The organism is Leptotrichia sp. HMT-225, assembly GCF_030644325.1.
Lineage (GTDB): Bacteria > Fusobacteriota > Fusobacteriia > Fusobacteriales > Leptotrichiaceae > Leptotrichia > Leptotrichia massiliensis.
Window position 1 is genome coordinate 744,125 of sequence record NZ_CP130323.1, and the last position, 18,271, is coordinate 762,395.

An 18,271-nucleotide genomic window follows, 5' to 3' on the forward strand; every position below is an offset into this window, starting at 1 on the left:
TAAACGTTATGATTAATAAATGTTTTCTGACGTAAGGACATCAGACGCCATGCCCTTTTTCGCTTATTTAATATTTTCAAAATGTTAAAACCTAAAATTTAAATATAATAATCTTTATAATTTAATATAGAATGTCGTGATTTTTTTGGAATGAAAACGACTAAACACATTTATGTGTTTCTTTCGCCATAACCTTTATAGCAAATATATTTTATAGAGTTTTTCTAATATTTATTTGCGAAAGTGAGTGTTAGCGAGTTTCGTTTTCGTAGTAATTTAGGTTTATCCAAATAATAAATGTTTAGGCTACTTTCCCAAATGAAATTTGGGAATATTTCAAAAAAATGCTTAAACGAGCCAGGGTTAGTGCGTAGCACTTTCGCCATTCTCTTTAATATTCCATTAGTTAAATATGTTAAAATAACTATTATTGCGAAATGAGGGGAAATGGCGAATGATTTCCCTTGCTTTATAAAAAGAAAAAATATTTATTAGCAACAAGAAGTTTTTCATAATCTAAATAAAAATTTCCTATATGAATACTTAAAAATTAGATTTGATTTTTTTAACAAGGCTATTAAATTAATTATTATAGAATTTTATCGCTATTTTTTAAGTGGGGTTTAGTGTAAGTTTAAATGATTTTAGATAATTGTAAAAATAATAATAAAAAAAACTGGAAAGGAAGAGAAAATGTCAAAATTAAGAGTAGGAGTAATACGTGGGGGAGTTTCAACTGAAAGGGAAGTTTCTTTAAAGACAGGAAGTGAAATTGTAGCAAACTTGAATAGAGATAAATATGAGGTTTTTGATATTGTGATTGATTCAGAAAAGGAAGTTTTTGAGAAGGTAAAAGACTTGAATCTGGATTTTGTTTATATCGCTTTGCACGGTGTATTTGGGGAAGATGGGAGAATACAGGCGATTTTGCAAAGTTTGGGAGTGGCATATAGCGGACCTGGAGTGATGTCAAGTGCGGTTTGTATGGATAAGGAATTTTCAAAAAGAATTGTGGCTGGATACGGAGTTAGAATTGCAAAATGGAAAAGTGTACGTGCAGGCGAAACTGTTGACTTTGAAACAATAAAAAAAGAATTGGGAAATCGTGTTGTAGTAAAGCCAAATAACGGTGGTTCAAGTATTGGAGTAAGTTTTGTGGAAAATCAGGAAGAACTTGAAAAAGGGCTGGAACTTGTTTTTGGAATGGATAAGGAGGCATTGATTGAGGAAGTTCTGCATGGTGTGGAAATAAGCGTACCTGTGATTGATGGGGAAGTTTTTCCAACACTAAGAATAGAGGCTCTTGCAGGAGATTACTTTGACTATGAATCAAAATATGCAAAAGGCGGAGCAAATGAATATGTGTTTGAATTTCCTGAAAAAGTGCAGGCTGAAATTAATAAATTTGCAAAAGACAGTTATTACGGGCTAAAATGTGAAGGATTTGCAAGAATAGATTTTATGGTGGTAAATGAAGAAACACCGTATTTTATGGAAGTAAACACATCGCCTGGAATGACATCTGCAAGTCTATTGCCAAAAAGTACAGCTTCAAAAGGTTATGATTACTCACAGACATTGGACTTATTAATAGAATCTTCAATAAAAGTGGAAAGATAAATAGCTTAAAAATTTGAAAAATATAGAAAATAAAAATATAAAAAGGAAGTGGAAAATATGGAAAGAATAGCAAGTTTTACAGTAGATCACATCAGATTGAACAGAGGAATTTATGTATCAAGAATAGACGAAGTTAATGGAAATTATTTGACAAGTTTTGATATAAGAATGAAATTACCAAACAGAGAGCCAGTAATAAATATTGCTGAACTTCATACAATGGAGCATTTGGGAGCAACATTTTTAAGAAATCATCCAACTTGGAAAGATGAAATTGTATATTTTGGGCCTATGGGATGCAGAACAGGATTTTATCTTATCTTAAAAGGAAAACTGGAATCAAAGGACATTGTTGATTTAATGAAGGAACTTTACAAATTTATGGCAGAATTTAAAGGAGCAATCCCAGGAGCGACTGCTATAGAATGTGGAAATTACTTGGATCAAAACTTGCCAATGGCTAATTATGAGGCTAAGAAATATTTGGAGGAAACGTTGGAGCATTTGGGAGAGGAAAATTTAAATTATCCTGAGTAAAAAACACTATGACCATTTTTAATAAGTATTTAAAAATAAGGTGATAAAAGGATGGAAGAATTAAATACATTTGAAAAAACTTTACCAGATAAATTGGATTTTCTAATTAAATTGAAGCAATTCGTGAGTTTAGAAAAAAATAGTTTGAAAAAAATTAGTTTAGCAGTTATTTTTTTAGAATTAATGCAGAAAAATGGAAAAAGTGCAGAAATAAAAAAGATTAATGGACTTGAATATGTTTATGAAAGTTCAACAGAATATTATTTTTTAGTTAGTTCAAAAAAAGTAGGCGATTGTTATGGTTATATTATAAAAATTTTTCATGAAAAGTTATTTCCAAATGGAGTAATTGATAAAATAATAGAAAATTCTTCTTCTTTTGATTGTGTAAAAGAAAGAGCAGAATATTTGTTAAGTAGATGGATAAAAATTGGGAAATTAGATTTTTATGTTTCATTATTAGATTTTGAAAATATAAATTTAAAAATGGAAAAATTGAAAGTTGAAAATAAATGGAAATTAATTATATATGAAAATATAAAAACTTCATACATTAAAGATTATTATTTGGATACAGAAGAAACATTGTATGATGATATTCTTTTGGAAAAATTAAAAATAGAACCTTTGTATGATAAAATTCAATATAATGAATTTTTGAAAAATATATCTCCTTTATTGAAAAAGGAATTATCGGATACAGCTGAAAATTATGAAATTAAAATATTAGTTGATAAATATCCAATTACAAATAATAAAATGCAATTTTTAGATGATGAAATGGATATTTATATTACTAAAAATGATTCAAATATGCATCCTTTGGAAAGTTATCCTGAAATATATTTTAGAGATACAGTGAATTCTTGGAAAAAATGTGAGATTATGAAAAGCCGAAAGCAAAAAATATTTATTCTAAATATAGAGCTTAATGATGAAAAATGGAAAAAATTGCCAAAATTCCAGATAATGCCTGAAATAGAGCATAAAAATGTATTTCCACCTGTTTTTAAAAAAGTAGAAAATAACATTTTTGATATAGTTTATATTCCTAGAGACTGGGATGATGATGACCTTGGATTTAGTATATCAGAAGAATTATTAAAGAAAATGATAGGATTGGGTTATGATGTTGAAATTATAAGTAATAAGGAGAGATTTTTTAATACGCATTCACCATATAAACTAAAAACGGAAAAAGATATTTTATGGATTTATGATTATGAAAATAATTGGTATATATTGCCACTACTAGATTTTGATACATTAGAACGAAAAGTTATAGATGGAGAAATTGTGACGTATACAACTACTTCTATACAAGTGTATCATGAAAAACATTGTCCAGATGGAAAGTTGTATTTTCAAAAATCAGAGATAAAAAATTATGGGATAAGTGATGCGATTCATTTGGGATTTGGTGAGTGGGTTGTTAATGAATATCAAAAGTTGATTGAAAGCTATAAAACTAAAATTTAATTTTCTAAATTAAATGAAGTGAAAAAAGACCACTCTTGTTGAGGAATTGAAAAATTATAATTTTTAAGTTTGATTTCAAAAGTGAAAAGGAGAGATTTTTTATGAAAAAAGTAATGATTTTGGTTGCAAGTTTGATGGTTGTAATTAGTAGTTTTGCTGGTTATACGAGTGATATGATTAATAGGATGGAAACTAAAGAGAAAAGTGTAGAGGATTCTTTTGGAGGAAGTAACGCTGAAATGAAAGAAGCATCTTCGGTTATTTTGGACGGCTGGAATGATGAATTAAATAAAGTTTATAAATTATTAATGTCAAAATTGTCAAAAAAAGAACAAGAAAAACTTAGAAATGAAGAAAGAGCATGGATAAAAAGAAAAGAAAGAGTGGCAAAAGATGCCGCAGATAAATTTTGTGGAACTGTAAATGGACAAAAACTTTGTGGAACAGGTTATGGTTTGGAATATACACAATCATTGATTAACTCGACTAAAGGCAGAGCGATTGAATTATCTAAAAGATATGAAAAATTGAAATAAGTTTGGATAAGAAAATTTAGATATACTGAAATTTTTATTCAGATTAATTAGTTAAAATACACAACATAAAAAATATAATTCTTGAGTTTACTTTTTTATTATTTTTTATTGTTTGTAAAAAAGGAGTTTTATGAAAAAAATACTGATTTTATTTTTGGTTGTTTTTTCGTTAAGTTTTTCATTTGAATTGAAAAAAGAAAATTTTGAAATTGTAAAAAATAAGAGTTTAAAATTATCAGAAGAGGAAATGAAAAATCAAAGTGAAAAAGTTGTTGAAGTTTTTAATAAAGAAATTTCAGATAGGATAGAAAGTAAAAATAAGGGTATTGGATATTCGGAAAATACTAATTTGGAAACAGGTGAAAAAAATTTTAAAGTGAATGTACCTAATGTTTTGATGAATAACAAAGTTTATGAAAAAACAATTTATGAAATTGAAAAAATTAATTTTATTTCAAAAAACAAAGTGGAAATAATTTATATTGAAAAATCTCCGAATATTTTTGAAATTATGTTCTCTGAAGAATTTAACAAAAAACTTGAAGATAAAGTTTCAAAAGAATTGGGATATAAATTGGATAAGGAAAAAATCAAAAAATTGTCCAATGAAGAAAAATTGAAAGCAAATGTAATAATTTTGTCTGAATCTCAAAATGAAATGATAAAAAGATTGGATAATAATGAATTTGAATATGAAACTGAAAAGAGAAAAATGATTTTGGAAAGAAATCAGAAAGAATGGGAATATAAAGACGAAGAAACATTAGAAAGTGATGGTTTTGATATTTTTGATTCTATGTTTGAAAATTTTGGAAAATAATGTGAATAAATTAGAAGAGGTATGAGTAAATGAAGAAGATATTAATATTATTTTTACTAACAGCAAGTCTTGGATTTTCTGCGAATTATAAGGTGGAAGTTAAGCCAAATGTGAAAATTCAAAAAGAAGAAATTGAAAAAAATAATGCAGGGATAGAAAAGGCTTTTGAAAAATTTGTGGAAAAACAGAAGGCTGCGGGTATTAGAGAGGCAGAATTGACTACACAAAGCAGTCAAAGACTTGGAATAGCGTTAACTGATGGGATGGCAAAACAGCTTGTTTATGATACACAATATTCTATAAAAAAAATTGAATATATTTCAAGTGACATTGTTAATTTAGATCTTGAAATAAAGATTCCTGAATTAGATAGTAGAAACTTTAGTGAAGATGAAATGATGAGAGTAGTTTCTAAAAGGTTTAAAGAAAAAACTGGGAAACCAATAGAAATTTTAAAAACTACACCAAAGAAAAATATAAAACCTGAATGGGTTTCAACATTATTCCAACTAATGAGTGATTTTACAATAGAAAAAGTTAAGACTACAAAAATATTTACTTATCAAAATGCAACAATAAGTTTGAAAAAAGTAAATAAAGAATGGACATTTCATAGGATTGTAAAACAGTAAAATCAAAAAAATTAAATTTAGAAAGGAAATGAAGTTATTCTGAAATTTTGGAATAACTTTATCTTGTTAAAATGAATAAAATAATTGATACGCATACACACATTTATGATAAACAGTTTGAAAATGATTTTGATGATGTGATGAAAAGGATTGAGAATGAGCTGGAAGGGATTGTGAGCATTGGGTTTGATTTAGAAAGTTCACTTAAAAGCGTTGAACTTGCGAATAGATATTCGTTTGTGAATGCGGTGATTGGAGTTCATCCTGTGGATATAAAAAAATATAATGATGAAGTAGAAAAAGAACTGGAAAGATTGGCATTGACTGAGAAAAAAGTTGTCGCAATTGGGGAAATTGGGCTGGATTATCACTGGATGGAAGATCCGAAGGATGTTCAGATTGCTGGGTTTAGAAAACAGATGGAGCTTGCAGAAAGGGTAAAAAAACCAGTTGTTATCCATACAAGAGAAGCTTTGCAGGATACGCTTGATGTTTTGAAGGATTATAAAAATGTTGGCGGAATTTTGCATTGTTATCCAGGTTCTTTAGAAGCGGCAAAATCGTTTTTAGATAGGTATTACTTAGGAATTGGTGGTACTTTGACGTTTAAAAATAACAAAAAGACGAAGGAACTTGTGAAGGAGTTGCCTTTGGAAAAAATTGTTCTGGAAACAGATTGTCCGTATTTGACACCTGTGCCTTTTCGAGGGAAAAGAAATGAGCCGATTTATACAAAATATGTAGCGGAAGAAGTTGCTAGAATTAAGGAAATTTCGGTAGAGCAAGTTATTAAAGTAACTACTGAAAATGCTAAGAAAATTTATGGAATATAGTGGAATTTAGAAATAAAATAGGAGATAAAATGTGTATTGAAAAAGAAAATAAAGATTTTAAAAATCCAATAGAATATAAATTAGAAAAAAAAGATGGAAATGCACGTGCTGGAGTTATAAAAACACCACATGGAGAAATAAAAACACCAGTATTTATGCCAGTTGGTACACAGGCGACTGTAAAGGCGATGACTAGAGAGGAATTGGAAGAGATTAATTCTCAAATTATTTTAGGAAATACATATCATTTGTATTTACGTCCTGGAGATGAGCTGGTAAATGATTTTGGCGGTCTTCATAAATTTATGAGATGGGATAAGCCAATACTTACTGATAGTGGCGGATTTCAAGTATTTAGTCTTGGAGATTTGAGAAAGATAAAAGAGGAAGGGGTTCATTTTCGTTCGCATTTAGATGGATCAAAACATTTTTTATCGCCTGAAAAATCTATTTCGATTCAAAATAATCTAGGAAGTGATATTATGATGGTGCTGGATGAATGCCCGCCAGGACTGTCAACACGTGAATATTTGATACCGTCCATTGAAAGAACTACGAGATGGGCTAAGCGTTGTATCGAAGCAAATAAAAATAAGGATAGACAGGGGCTTTTTGCAATTGTGCAAGGTGGAATTTATGAGGATTTACGGGATAAAAGTTTTGAAGAACTGTATGAGTATGACTATGGATTTGCTGGGTATGCTTTAGGAGGGCTTGCGGTAGGGGAGCCACGTGAGGATATGTATAGAATTTTAAAATATAGTACACCAAAACTGCCTGAAAATAAGCCACGTTATTTAATGGGAGTGGGAGAGCCTGTGGATATGCTTGAAGCTGTGGAACATGGAATTGATATGATGGATTGCGTTCAGCCTACAAGAATTGGTAGACACGGTACTGTATTTACGAAGTATGGACGTCTTGTTATAAAAAATGCGATTTATTCAAGAGATGACAGACCACTTGATGAAGGTTGTGACTGTTATGCCTGCAAAAATTATACGAGAGCGTATATAAGACATTTATTCAAAGCTGGAGAAATTTTGGGACAAAGGCTTGCAACATATCATAATTTGCATTTTTTGCTAAAACTTATGGATAATGCACGTGAGGCAATTATTGATGGAAGGTTTAAGGAATATAAGGAAGAGGTGCTGAAAAACTATGCCATGGGGAAAGAAAGTGAATGGATAAAGCCAAAGTCGATATAACAATTAGAAAATAAAATGCAATAAAAATGTGCTATTTATTTCATAACAAATATTTTTTCATTCCAGATAAAAAATATAAGTTAAAAGTAAATAGCACAAACATAAAATACTACATTTCTTTAAATGTCAATGTTTTTCCATCATCTGTCATAAAAGTCAAACGATTATTATCTAATTTAATCTTTTTTGAATTTTGTAAAATATTCAAATACAGGCTTTCAAGTCTCATAAAGTTATCTGGTCCTGCCATTTTTGTAGAGCCGATAGGTCCAACCATAATATTATCTGATGCCATTATGTAATTTGAAAAATAGTTGTTTACTCCTGAATCGCCATGTATTCTGTCTTCTGAAAAATTAAGAGTAATTCTTATTTCATTTGTTGTCAATATCTTTTTCATTTTTGTGTCAGAAATATCAATAAGTTTCCAGCTAGTATTCAATAATTTTTTTTTCAAATTTAAAAGAGAAAGTGAATCCTTGTCATTCTGATTAACTGTATTTGACTTTTTAAAAGTCCAAATATCGCCAGCTTTGTTAGTTAAAGTTAAAGTATCCTTGTTGTATTTAATCACAGGGTTGGATTGCAGAATATCAAAGAAATCCTGTTCGAGATTCATTAAATCTAGAGAACCTCCCATCAAAGTTGAAGTTACTGTGGCAGAAAGAGTAGAATTTCTGTTAATTTTATAATTTCCTGAATATTCATTGATTCCACCAAATCCATTAATCTTATTTTTTGAAAAATTAATAGTAACACTTGTATTTTCTGAAATATAAGAATTAAATCTATTTTTCTTAATTTGAGTTAACTTCCATGAAGTTTCATTTAAATTTGAAAGAGGAAGTGAATCGTTGTCTGTTTGATTAACTGTATCAGGATTTTTAAAAGTCCAAATCTCTCGCTTGTTAGTTAAAGTTAAAGTATCCTTGTTGTATTTAATCACAGGATTGGATTGTAGAATATCAAAGAAATCCTGTTCGAGATTCATTAGATCTTGAGCACCTCCTGTTAAAGTTGAACTTACTGTGGCAGAAAGAGTAGAATTACTGTTTAATTTATAACTTCCTGAATATCCGTTAGTTCCTCCAAATCCGTTGATATTATATTTTAAGAAATTAATTGTAACATTTGCTTTTTCTGGAATACGGGAATTCCGTCCATTTTTCCTGATTTCTGTCAATTTCCACGAAGTTCCATTCAAATTAGTGCTAACAGCGTCTCTTTTTTTCACAGCCGCATTCAAAAAACCACAGCATAAAAGAAGCATTGTAAAAATTCCAACTAAAAAAAATCTTTTTTTCATTTTAAAAACCTCTTTTCATTATTTTTTCTCTTTTCCTTTGTTAATTCAATATTATCATATTATCATTAAAGAATTATGAGAATTTTAAAAATTATTTGGTTTTTATAAAATATTTTTATTCAGCTTGAAAATTTTTCAGTTACTTATATATATTTTTTCATTAGATGTGTTCGATAACCTAAGTTTTTTTATTTTCACAAGGGGTCAAGACCCCTTGCTTTAGAATATTTGTTTTATTAAATTCTAAATATATATAGTTATCGAAAAGGTCTATTTTTATTATCCGATTCCAGTTTATTAGAAGTAATATAATTATGGAATAAAGAAAAAACCGCCACGAAAATAATTTGAAAGAGTAAAAAGCATAACAAATATTTCACTCACAACAACTCTAAAACTTACCCATTCTAAATCAACCAGTCTTGGAAAACATTTTGCAAAAAGCTGAAAATAGTTAAATTCGCTACGATATTCCTTGTAAAGCATATTTGTGACATCAAAAGTATTTATTATATAAACTATTGAAAATGTAACAATAAATAATGAAAAGGCATCAAAAAAAGAGAAATCATCAGCTTCAAATCTATTGAATCCATTTATTTTGTTTGAAAAAAACATATATCCAATATAAGATGAGATTGGAATGGAAATGCTGAAAATCAAGGAAATAAAGTTTTTATTAAAATAAAAAGCGATGTAATATACAATAATTCCTATCGACGAAAATAGAATTGCACCTAACAATCCAAATAGGATTTGTTTAAATTTATAATTAAAATTCTGTATAAGTTTGTTCATTGAGTATAGTGTATTCCTTTCAAAAATTTTATTGTCATGGAAAAACCTTCAGGTTGTAGTTTCCTGCAGATTTTTGGAGGTATAAAATGGTAATTTGTCATCTGTTTGCTAAAGATCAGATACAATCTTGAGGAGGCGAACCTCAAAAAATATTATAACATAAAAAAATACCCCAATCAATAATAGATAAGAGTATTTTTCTCCCTGTTTAGTCTGATATGGACGAATTCAATTATTTTGCTAATTATAGCACAAATTTTTTATTTTTCAATCATATAATTTTTATTTTTTTATAAATTTATGATAAATCCAGTCAACTATAATAGCTATTGCATTATCCCCAGATACATTTGCCGCTGTTCCAAAGCTGTCCTGTGTTATGTAAAGAGCAATTAGAAGTGAAGCTAAAGGACTGTTTGCGGCAATTCCAACCATTCCTAGAAATGGAAGTGCTGACATTATTGCTCCTCCAGGTGCTCCAGGTGCGGCAACCATTGCGACTCCTAGAACTAGGATAAATGGGAAAACTTTTGTTACATCGTAAGCCATATTGTTCATCATAAGAACGGTAACAACACAGCTTGTTATTGTAATGATACTTCCTGCTAAATGGATTGTGGCACATAATGGCACTACAAATTCACGTATTTCAGGCGATGTTCCGTTTCGTTTTGCACATTCCAAATTTATTGGGATTGTTGCTGCTGAAGATTGTGTTCCAAGTGCTGTAAAATAGCCAGGAATCTGATTTTTCATACAAGTAAATGGATTTTTTCCTGAAAGTACTCCAGCGAATACAAATAAAGCTGAAATATATAAAATGTGAAGAATTATCACACAAACAAAAACTTTTAAGAAAATAGAAAGCGTTGTAAACATTTGTCCGCTGTAAGTCATGTTCATAAATGTTCCAAAAATGTAGACTGGAAGTAGAGGAATAACCGATGTGCTCAGTAATTTTGTGATTATTTTTGAAAACTCACGAAAAAGGTTGTAGGTAGTTTGTCCTTCACCATTATTTCTAAGCCAGCTTATTGAAAGCCCCATTATAAAGGCAAAAACGATTGCTGAAGTTACGTCAAACATTGGTGCGAGAGGAATCTCGAAATAAGCTGTTAAAAGATTTTTCTCAGGATGTTCTATTGCTGCAAAAGAGGTAAAATTAAGAATTTTTGGAAAAATATTAGTTGCCATAAGATAAGATAAACTTCCTGCCACAATTGTGGAAACATAAGCTATCAATGTAGTAATTCCCAGCAATTTTCCTGCTCCTTGACGTAAATCTGAAATTCCTGTCACAACAAATCCGATTATCATAAACGGAATAACAAAAGATAAATACTTGCTAAATAGCGACGAAAAAGTCACAAAAATCCTAATAACAGGACTTGGTAAAACTAATCCCAGTACTATACCAAGTGTTATTGCGATAATTAAACGTGGCACAAGCCCGATTTTTTTCATAAATTTTTCTCTCCTTATATATTTTTTGTATAACTAAAATAAATCCCGCAACCCAACCTCAATATTATCAATTAACATATGGTAGTAAAATTTACAGTAATTTATACAGATGTAACAATACTGGGATTAATTGTGATTTTGGTAACTTCCCCGCATTACTTAATCTTGTAAGATATTTTTTACCTAATATCCAAAGGTTCATGTTCACCTTAACAATATTTACACCAAAAATTTATTTTTTTATTATATTTTTATTCTTCAATCAAATCAATAGTCCAATTTGCCTGTTGCAATTTTGTATCAGTTTCACGAATTTCCTTAGACAATTTATCCAGCTGTTTTTGCTGTACTGGAACATTAATTGTACTAAAAACTTTTATTTCCGTTGTGGAATAAAGATTTATCTTTTGGCTTGCAATTTCTATAAATTCACGCAGGATTCCTGCTTTTTGTGAAAGTGTGTCCTTTTTTGCAATTAATTCAACTAATGAAATTCCATCAATCTTTGAAAGAGTATTTGTTTTGTTTATTTTTATTATTAAATCATTTAATTGAGAAATTAAGTTGTCTAATTCAGTTAATAAAAGTTGAGGATTTTCAGTAGGTTCTTCGTGTTCCTGAACTTTAGCATTATTGTTAAGTCTTGTTTTTAATTGTGCAATTCTTTTTTGAATATCTGCACGTAAAATAAGAGCTTCAGCAATTTTCAATCTATACACCTCCGATTTTTAATTTTTTAGTACTTAAAGTATAATAAAAAAATTAGAAAATGTAAAGGAAATTTTTATATTTTTTATTGTTAAAAATTATATGCAAGATATTTTTTTAACTTGCAAATATTTGTTGTAATGGTTACAAAATTATGATAGAATTAAAAAGGAAATTTTGAAAAACAAAATATTGCTTACTAAAATGAAAAAATTAAATTAAAATATACAAATGGAGGGAATTATGGAATTGTCAAAAGGTAAATTACTGAATATTTATGAACGAATGCTCAGTATAAGAAATTTTGATTTGAAGGTAAATCAGCTTGTAAAAAGAGGAATGGTGCCTGGAATGACACATTTGTCAGTAGGAGAAGAAGCGGCGAATGTTGGTGCTATTGCGGCATTGAATGCTGATGATTTGATAACATCTAATCATAGAGGACATGGGCAGGTTATCGCTAAAGGGATTGACTTGAATGGGATGATGGCTGAAATTATGGGAAAGGCCACTGGAACTTGTAAAGGTAAAGGTGGTTCAATGCACATTGCCGATTTAGAAAGTGGAAACTTGGGAGCAAATGGAATTGTTGGTGGTGGACACGGAATGGCAGTTGGTGCGGCTTATACTCAAAAAGTAAAAAATACTGGAAAAATTGTAGTTTGTTTCTTTGGAGATGGAGCCACAAATGAAGGAAGTTTTCATGAGGCTATGAATTTGGCATCAGTATGGAATGTTCCTGTTATATTTTATTCAATTAATAACGGTTATGGAATCAGTACGTCAATTAATAAAGTTACAAAAGTGGAACATTTGTATAAAAGGGCTGCGGCTTATGGAATGCCAGGATATTTTATTGAAGATGGAAATGATGTTCTGTCAGTATATGAAACGTTTGAAAAGGCTGTGGAGCATGTAAGAGAAGGAAAAGGACCAGTCTTCATTGAAAGCATAACTTACAGATGGTTTGGACATTCTAGTTCAGATCCAGGAAAATATAGAACAAAAGAGGAAGTTGACGGATGGAAGTTAAAAGATCCTAACTTAAAATTCAGAAATTACTTGCTTGAAAATAATATTGCAACAGAGGAAGAATTAGTAGAACTTGAACAAAAATCGAAAAAACAGATTGAAGATGCAGTGGAATTTGCGAAAAATAGTCCAGAACCTACTTTGGAATCTGCATTTGAAGATATATTTGCAAATTAGAAAAGGAGATAAAGATGGAAACAAAGTTGATGTCTGTAAAAGAGGCAATTATTACAGCAATGTCGGAAGAGATGAGACAAGATGAAAATGTATTTTTAATGGGAGAAGATGTAGGAATTTTTGGAGGAGATTTTGGAACATCGGTTGGAATGCTGGAAGAATTTGGACCAGAAAGAATAAAAGATATGCCAATTTCAGAATCTGCAATTTCTGGAGCTGCGATTGGTGCGGCAATGACAGGGCTTCGTCCAATAGTTGATGTAACATTCATGGATTTTATTGTTTATATGATGGATAACATTATAAATCAGGCGGCAAAAACTAGATATATGTTTGGTGGAAAAGGGCAAGTGCCTGTAATTTTCAGATGTGCGGCAGGTTCTGGAGTGGGTTCAGCTGCACAGCATTCACAGTCACTTGAGTCTTGGTTTACTCACATTCCAGGAGTAAAAGTTGTTGCACCGGGGACACCTGCAGATGTAAAAGGGCTTTTAAAATCAGCAATTCGTGATAATAACCCAGTAATTTTCCTTGAATATAAAGCACAGTACAACATGAAAGGTGAAGTTCCTACAGATCCTGAATTTATTATTCCGCTAGGAAAAGGAGAAATTAAAAAAGAAGGAAAAGATATTACAATTGTAACTTATGGAAGAATGCTAGAAAGAGTAATGAAGGCGGCGGAAATTGCAGAAAGTGAAGGGATTAGCGTAGAAGTGGTGGATCCTAGAACATTGATTCCGCTAGACAAGGAAATTATTTTGAATTCTGTTAAAAAAACAGGAAGAGTAATTTTAGTAAATGATGCTCACAAAACAAGCGGGTTTATTGGAGAAATCTCTGCAATTATTTCAGAAAGTGACACATTTGACTATTTGGATCATCCAATTGTGAGGTTAGCTGGAGAAGATGTACCGATACCTTATAATCACGCTCTTGAAACAGCGATGGTTCCAAGTGTGGAAAAAATTGTAGAAGCAATTAGAAAAGTAAAAAATAAACAGTAAAGATAGTAAAAATAATATAAAAAAGAAAATAATACAGAAAGGAAAAAGCTATGGAAAATAATGAGTTAAGAGCCACTCCTGCAGCACGTAAATTAGCACAGCAGATGGGACTTGATCTTTTTCTTGTAAAAGGCAGTGGAGCAAATGGACGTGTTCATAAGGAAGATGTGGAAACATTTAAATTTGAAAAGCACGTAAGAATATCGCCCCTTGCTAGAAAAATAGCATTAGATCATAACATTGAACTTGAAAATGTTGTTGGAACAGGGCATAATGGGAAAATAATGCGGGATGATATTTTGAAATTGATTGCTAAGCCACAGGAAACAGAAGACTTGGCAAGACATGAAAAGGCTGTTGTTGCAGAAGAAAAAGCAGTTGCACAGCAGGATATAGAAATCGTGCCAATGACGGCAATGAGAAAAGTTATTTCAAAACGTATGACAGAAAGTTACCTGACTGCACCTACATTTGCACTTAATTATGAAATTGACATGACTGAAGCTATTGCACTTAGAAAAAAAATATTGGATACAATCTTGGAAAGTACAGGTAAAAAAATAACAATAACAGATATTATTTCGTTTGCAGTAATCAAGACTTTATTGAAGCATAAATTTGTAAATTCAAGTTTATCAGAAGATGGAACACAAATTATTCTGCATAATTATGTAAACTTGGCGATTGCAGTAGGATTTGATGGTGGACTTCTTGTGCCTGTTGTAAAAGGTGCTGATAAAATGACACTTAGCGAACTAGTTGTTGAATCTAAGAAAATAGTGAAAAAAGCGTTAGATATGAAGCTGACGCCTGATGAGCAAAGTGGAAGTACATTTACAATCAGTAATCTTGGAATGTTTGGAGTGCAAAGCTTTAATCCAATAATAAATCAGCCAAATTCAGCAATTTTAGGAGTTTCTTCTACAGTTGAAAAGCCAGTTGTTGTAAATGGCGAAATTACAGTTCGTCCAATGATGACTTTGACGCTTACAATTGATCACAGAGTGGTAGATGGACTTGCGGGAGCTAAATTTATGCAAGACTTGAAAAATGCTTTGGAAAATCCAATCGCTTTGTTAATTTAGTTTAACATAAAAAAATTAAAGTGGAACTTATGGAATTAGAAAATAAAAAACGTAAAATTATTTTAGTATAAGGAGTGAAATTAAATGGCTACTGAAGTGATAATGCCTAAAGCCGGAATTGATATGACGGAAGGGCAGATTATAAAATGGAATAAAAAAGAAGGGGAAAAAGTAGAAGCAGGGGAAATTTTACTTGAAATAATGACAGATAAGACAAGTATGGAATTGGAAGCAGAAGAATCTGGATACTTGATAAAAATAGTAAAAGGAGATGGAGAAACTGTACCTGTTACAGAAATTATCGGATATATCGGTGCAGAAGGAGAAGTGGCTCCAGAAGCAGGTTCAGCAAATTCAGCACCAGAAAATACATCTTCTCAACCAGCACCAGAAAAAGCGGCTGCGGCTAGTGAACCTAAAAAAGAAAAAGCAGAAGATGAATTTGATATTGTTGTAATTGGTGGAGGGCCTGCTGGATATGTAGCGGCAATCCGTGCAGCTCAACTTGGTGCAAAAGTGGCAGTTGTGGAAAAAAGTGAATTTGGTGGAACTTGCCTGAACAAAGGATGTATTCCTACAAAAACATTCCTTAAAAATGCTGAAATTATCGAAGGTATCGAAATGGCAAGTAAAAGAGGAATTATTTTGGAAAGTGAAAAATACACAATTGACATGCCAAAAGTTGTGCAGTTAAAAAATGAGATTGTTAAGACATTGACAAATGGTGTAAGAGGACTTTTAAAGAGCAATGAAATTAAAATGTTTAATGGTGTTGGAAAAATCAATAAAGATAAACACGTAGTTGTAAATGGAGAAACTGTTTTACAAACTGATAAGATTATCTTGGCTGGAGGATCAAAAGTTAGTAAAATAAATATTCCTGGAATTGAAAGCAATAAAGTGCTTACAAGTGATGATATTTTAGATTTACAGCAAATACCTAAATCACTTACTGTAATTGGTGGAGGAGTCGTTGGAATCGAACTTGGGCAAGTATTCTTATCATTTGGAAGTGAAGTTACAGTTGTAGAAATGATGGATAGAATTGTGCCAGGAGTAGACAGAGAATCATCAGCAGTACTTAGAAAAGAACTTGAGAAAAAAGGAATGAAAATATTGACTTCTACACAAATTAAGGAAATTGTAGATGATGGACATAACTTAACAATTAAAGTTGATGGACATGATGACATCGTTGCTGAAAAAGCGCTATTGTCAATAGGAAGAGTACCTGACTTGGAAGCTGTTGGAGAACTTGAACTGGAAATGGAAAAAGGTCGAATCAAAGTTGATAAATATATGGAAACAAGTATATCAGGAATTTATGCACCTGGAGATATAAATGGAACTAAGATGCTTGCTCATGCTGCATTTAGAATGGGAGAAGTTGCAGCTGAAAATGCGGTTCAAGGAAACCATAGAGAAATCAGACTTGAAACAACTCCATCGGCAATCTACACAGTGCCGGAAGTGGCAATGGTTGGATTAACAGAAGATGAGGCAAGAGAAAAATATGATATTAAAGTTGGTAAATTCCAATTTGCAGCAAATGGAAGGGCATTGGCATCTGGAGAAACAGCAGGATTTGCAAAAGTTATTACAGATAAGAAATATGGAGAAATTTTAGGAGTGCATATTGTAGGACCTTCAGCGGCAGAAATGATTAACGAGGCATCAGGACTTATGGCAATGGAAATTACAGTTGACGAAGTAATCAAGACAATTTACGCACACCCAACTTATTCAGAAGCTGTATTTGAAGCATGTGCAGACGCACTTGATGAAGCAATTCATTTACCTAAAAAGAGAAAATAAAAAGGTAAAAAATAAATTTTGAAAGGAATTTGCAAAATATGAAATATTATATTAATAATTCCAATGATCCAGCATTTAACATTGCTTTGGAAGAGTACTGCTTTAAGCAGTTACGTGATATTGATGAAATATTTTTGCTTTGGATAAATGAACCGACAATTGTTGTTGGCAAATATCAGAACACAATTGAAGAGATAAATACAGAATATACTCGTGAAAAAGGAATCCATGTTGTCCGTAGAATTTCTGGTGGAGGTGCAGTTTACCACGATTTAAACAATCTAAACTATACGATAATTTCCAATAAGCAGGAAGACAAGGAAGGCTTTAACTTTAAGGAATTTTCAAAGCCAATTATAGAAACTCTGGCAGAATTGGGTGTAAAAGCCGAATTTACAGGTAGAAATGACTTAGAAATAGATGGACAGAAATTTTGTGGAAATGCTCAAGCATATATAAAAGGGCGTGTAATGCACCATGGTTGTCTATTATTTGATGTAAATTTTGGAGAACTGGGAAATGCACTGAAAGTTTCAAAGGATAAAATTGAGTCAAAAGGCGTAAAATCAGTAAGAAGCCGTGTTACAAACATACTTCCTCATTTGAAAGAACCAATCACGGTAAATGAATTTGGTGAAAAAATAATGGAATATATGAAAAAACAGTATCCAGATATGAAAGAGTATGTTTTTAGCGAAGATGAGCTGGATTACATTGCCAAGAGAGCTGAAATTAAGAGAAGCTGGGAATGGAATTACGGAGAGTCACCAGAATTTAATATAACTAGAGGAAAGAGATTCGAAAACGGTAAAATCCAAATTTTTGCTACAGTAGAAAATTCCAGAATTAAAAACATTAAATTCTATGGAGATTTCTTTGGTAAAAATGAAGATTTAAGTGAAATTGAAAATCTTTTGAAAGATACGAAATATACAAGGGAAGCTGTGAAACAAAAATTGGAAACAGTTGATATTGGTGAATATTTTTCTAGGTTTACGGTGGATGAAGTTGTGGAAGTTATTGTTGGATAAACAGAAATTCTTCAATTTGTCTTTTACTAAAATATTTGAATTTACATTGTAATTTAGACATAATTTTATTTTTTATTGTAAATTTTCTTATGTATATATTCATTGATTTATAGTTTTTAAGTATAAAATATGTTAAACAACTTAAAATTTAAAAGATAATAGTTAAATTTTTTCAAAAGA

General features: G+C 30.8%; 17 protein-coding genes. 13 read left to right on the forward strand and 4 right to left on the reverse strand.

Going from position 1 to position 18,271, the window contains the following annotated elements; translation table 11 throughout:
- The first annotated feature begins 693 nt into the window (after positions 1-693).
- The 8 genes from QU666_RS03735 (at position 694) to tgt (ending at position 7,668) form a co-directional block, all read left to right on the forward strand.
- Positions 694-1,620 (forward strand): D-alanine--D-alanine ligase, encoded by a 927-nt coding sequence (locus QU666_RS03735; protein ID WP_021770018.1) that lies wholly within the window; start codon positions 694-696, stop codon positions 1,618-1,620.
- A gap of 57 nt (positions 1,621-1,677) precedes the next feature.
- Positions 1,678-2,157, forward strand: coding sequence for an S-ribosylhomocysteine lyase (locus QU666_RS03740; protein ID WP_021770019.1), 480 nt, complete (start codon positions 1,678-1,680; stop codon positions 2,155-2,157).
- Between the two features lie 51 nt (positions 2,158-2,208).
- Positions 2,209-3,636, forward strand: coding sequence for a hypothetical protein (locus tag QU666_RS03745; protein WP_021770020.1), 1,428 nt, complete (start codon positions 2,209-2,211; stop codon positions 3,634-3,636).
- 101 nt (positions 3,637-3,737) lie between these two features.
- Positions 3,738-4,172: a lysozyme inhibitor LprI family protein gene (locus QU666_RS03750; protein WP_021770021.1), complete on the forward strand. Its 435-nt coding sequence runs from the start codon at positions 3,738-3,740 to the stop codon at positions 4,170-4,172.
- Between the two features lie 130 nt (positions 4,173-4,302).
- Entirely contained in the window at positions 4,303-4,992 is a 690-nt protein-coding gene (locus tag QU666_RS03755; protein ID WP_021770022.1) for a hypothetical protein, read from the forward strand.
- A 29-nt stretch (positions 4,993-5,021) separates the two neighbouring features.
- Positions 5,022-5,624, forward strand: a complete 603-nt coding sequence (locus QU666_RS03760) for a hypothetical protein (protein WP_021770023.1) — start codon at positions 5,022-5,024, stop codon at positions 5,622-5,624.
- Positions 5,625-5,695: 71 nt separating this feature from the next.
- Complete coding sequence (locus QU666_RS03765; RefSeq protein WP_021770024.1) at positions 5,696-6,457, forward strand: TatD family hydrolase; 762 nt, start codon at positions 5,696-5,698, stop codon at positions 6,455-6,457.
- A 29-nt stretch (positions 6,458-6,486) separates the two neighbouring features.
- Positions 6,487-7,668 (forward strand): tRNA guanosine(34) transglycosylase Tgt, encoded by a 1,182-nt coding sequence (tgt, locus tag QU666_RS03770; RefSeq protein ID WP_051285862.1) that lies wholly within the window; start codon positions 6,487-6,489, stop codon positions 7,666-7,668.
- A 109-nt stretch (positions 7,669-7,777) separates the two neighbouring features.
- Here the strand turns inward: tgt and QU666_RS03775 are convergent, their stop codons facing one another.
- The 4 genes from QU666_RS03775 to QU666_RS03790 all read right to left on the reverse strand — a co-directional run bounded on the left by QU666_RS03775 (position 7,778) and on the right by QU666_RS03790 (position 11,946).
- Positions 7,778-8,974 (reverse strand): META domain-containing protein, encoded by a 1,197-nt coding sequence (locus tag QU666_RS03775; protein WP_021770026.1) that lies wholly within the window; start codon positions 8,972-8,974, stop codon positions 7,778-7,780.
- 312 nt (positions 8,975-9,286) lie between these two features.
- Positions 9,287-9,772, reverse strand: a complete 486-nt coding sequence (locus QU666_RS03780; RefSeq protein WP_021770027.1) for a hypothetical protein — start codon at positions 9,770-9,772, stop codon at positions 9,287-9,289.
- A 282-nt stretch (positions 9,773-10,054) separates the two neighbouring features.
- Positions 10,055-11,236 (reverse strand): dicarboxylate/amino acid:cation symporter, encoded by a 1,182-nt coding sequence (locus QU666_RS03785; protein WP_021770028.1) that lies wholly within the window; start codon positions 11,234-11,236, stop codon positions 10,055-10,057.
- 251 nt (positions 11,237-11,487) lie between these two features.
- A complete protein-coding gene (locus QU666_RS03790; protein ID WP_036071743.1) occupies positions 11,488-11,946 on the reverse strand; it encodes a DIP1984 family protein in 459 nt (152 codons plus the stop codon).
- A 241-nt stretch (positions 11,947-12,187) separates the two neighbouring features.
- Here QU666_RS03790 and QU666_RS03795 point away from each other — a divergent pair, with 241 nt between their 5' ends.
- The 5 genes from QU666_RS03795 to QU666_RS03815 all read left to right on the forward strand — a co-directional run bounded on the left by QU666_RS03795 (position 12,188) and on the right by QU666_RS03815 (position 18,091).
- Positions 12,188-13,153 (forward strand): thiamine pyrophosphate-dependent dehydrogenase E1 component subunit alpha, encoded by a 966-nt coding sequence (locus QU666_RS03795; protein ID WP_036071746.1) that lies wholly within the window; start codon positions 12,188-12,190, stop codon positions 13,151-13,153.
- Positions 13,154-13,167: 14 nt separating this feature from the next.
- Positions 13,168-14,160 carry an alpha-ketoacid dehydrogenase subunit beta gene (locus QU666_RS03800; RefSeq protein WP_021770031.1) on the forward strand — a complete coding sequence of 331 codons (993 nt, stop codon included), beginning with the start codon at positions 13,168-13,170 and terminating at the stop codon, positions 14,158-14,160.
- Between the two features lie 50 nt (positions 14,161-14,210).
- A complete protein-coding gene (locus QU666_RS03805; protein WP_021770032.1) occupies positions 14,211-15,245 on the forward strand; it encodes a dihydrolipoamide acetyltransferase in 1,035 nt (344 codons plus the stop codon).
- A gap of 84 nt (positions 15,246-15,329) precedes the next feature.
- Entirely contained in the window at positions 15,330-17,060 is a 1,731-nt protein-coding gene (gene lpdA, locus QU666_RS03810; protein WP_021770033.1) for a dihydrolipoyl dehydrogenase, read from the forward strand.
- 38 nt (positions 17,061-17,098) lie between these two features.
- Positions 17,099-18,091, forward strand: coding sequence for a lipoate--protein ligase (locus QU666_RS03815; RefSeq protein WP_021770034.1), 993 nt, complete (start codon positions 17,099-17,101; stop codon positions 18,089-18,091).
- Positions 18,092-18,271: the final 180 nt, after the last annotated feature.

Excerpts from the sequence above, each read along its gene's own strand:
- QU666_RS03780 (WP_021770027.1), bottom strand. The coding sequence starts at position 9,772 with ATGAACAAACTTATACAGAATTTTAATTATAAATTTAAACAAATCCTA.
- QU666_RS03775 (WP_021770026.1), bottom strand. The coding sequence starts at position 8,974 with ATGAAAAAAAGATTTTTTTTAGTTGGAATTTTTACAATGCTTCTTTTA.
- QU666_RS03765 (WP_021770024.1), top strand. The coding sequence starts at position 5,696 with ATGAATAAAATAATTGATACGCATACACACATTTATGATAAACAGTTT.
- QU666_RS03750 (WP_021770021.1), top strand. The coding sequence starts at position 3,738 with ATGAAAAAAGTAATGATTTTGGTTGCAAGTTTGATGGTTGTAATTAGT.
- QU666_RS03785 (WP_021770028.1), bottom strand. The coding sequence starts at position 11,236 with ATGAAAAAAATCGGGCTTGTGCCACGTTTAATTATCGCAATAACACTT.
- QU666_RS03745 (WP_021770020.1), top strand. The coding sequence starts at position 2,209 with ATGGAAGAATTAAATACATTTGAAAAAACTTTACCAGATAAATTGGAT.
- QU666_RS03795 (WP_036071746.1), top strand. The coding sequence starts at position 12,188 with ATGGAATTGTCAAAAGGTAAATTACTGAATATTTATGAACGAATGCTC.
- QU666_RS03760 (WP_021770023.1), top strand. The coding sequence starts at position 5,022 with ATGAAGAAGATATTAATATTATTTTTACTAACAGCAAGTCTTGGATTT.
- QU666_RS03740 (WP_021770019.1), top strand. The coding sequence starts at position 1,678 with ATGGAAAGAATAGCAAGTTTTACAGTAGATCACATCAGATTGAACAGA.
- lpdA (WP_021770033.1), top strand. The coding sequence starts at position 15,330 with ATGGCTACTGAAGTGATAATGCCTAAAGCCGGAATTGATATGACGGAA.
- QU666_RS03800 (WP_021770031.1), top strand. The coding sequence starts at position 13,168 with ATGGAAACAAAGTTGATGTCTGTAAAAGAGGCAATTATTACAGCAATG.
- tgt (WP_051285862.1), top strand. The coding sequence starts at position 6,487 with ATGTGTATTGAAAAAGAAAATAAAGATTTTAAAAATCCAATAGAATAT.
- QU666_RS03735 (WP_021770018.1), top strand. The coding sequence starts at position 694 with ATGTCAAAATTAAGAGTAGGAGTAATACGTGGGGGAGTTTCAACTGAA.
- QU666_RS03755 (WP_021770022.1), top strand. The coding sequence starts at position 4,303 with ATGAAAAAAATACTGATTTTATTTTTGGTTGTTTTTTCGTTAAGTTTT.
- QU666_RS03815 (WP_021770034.1), top strand. The coding sequence starts at position 17,099 with ATGAAATATTATATTAATAATTCCAATGATCCAGCATTTAACATTGCT.
- QU666_RS03805 (WP_021770032.1), top strand. The coding sequence starts at position 14,211 with ATGGAAAATAATGAGTTAAGAGCCACTCCTGCAGCACGTAAATTAGCA.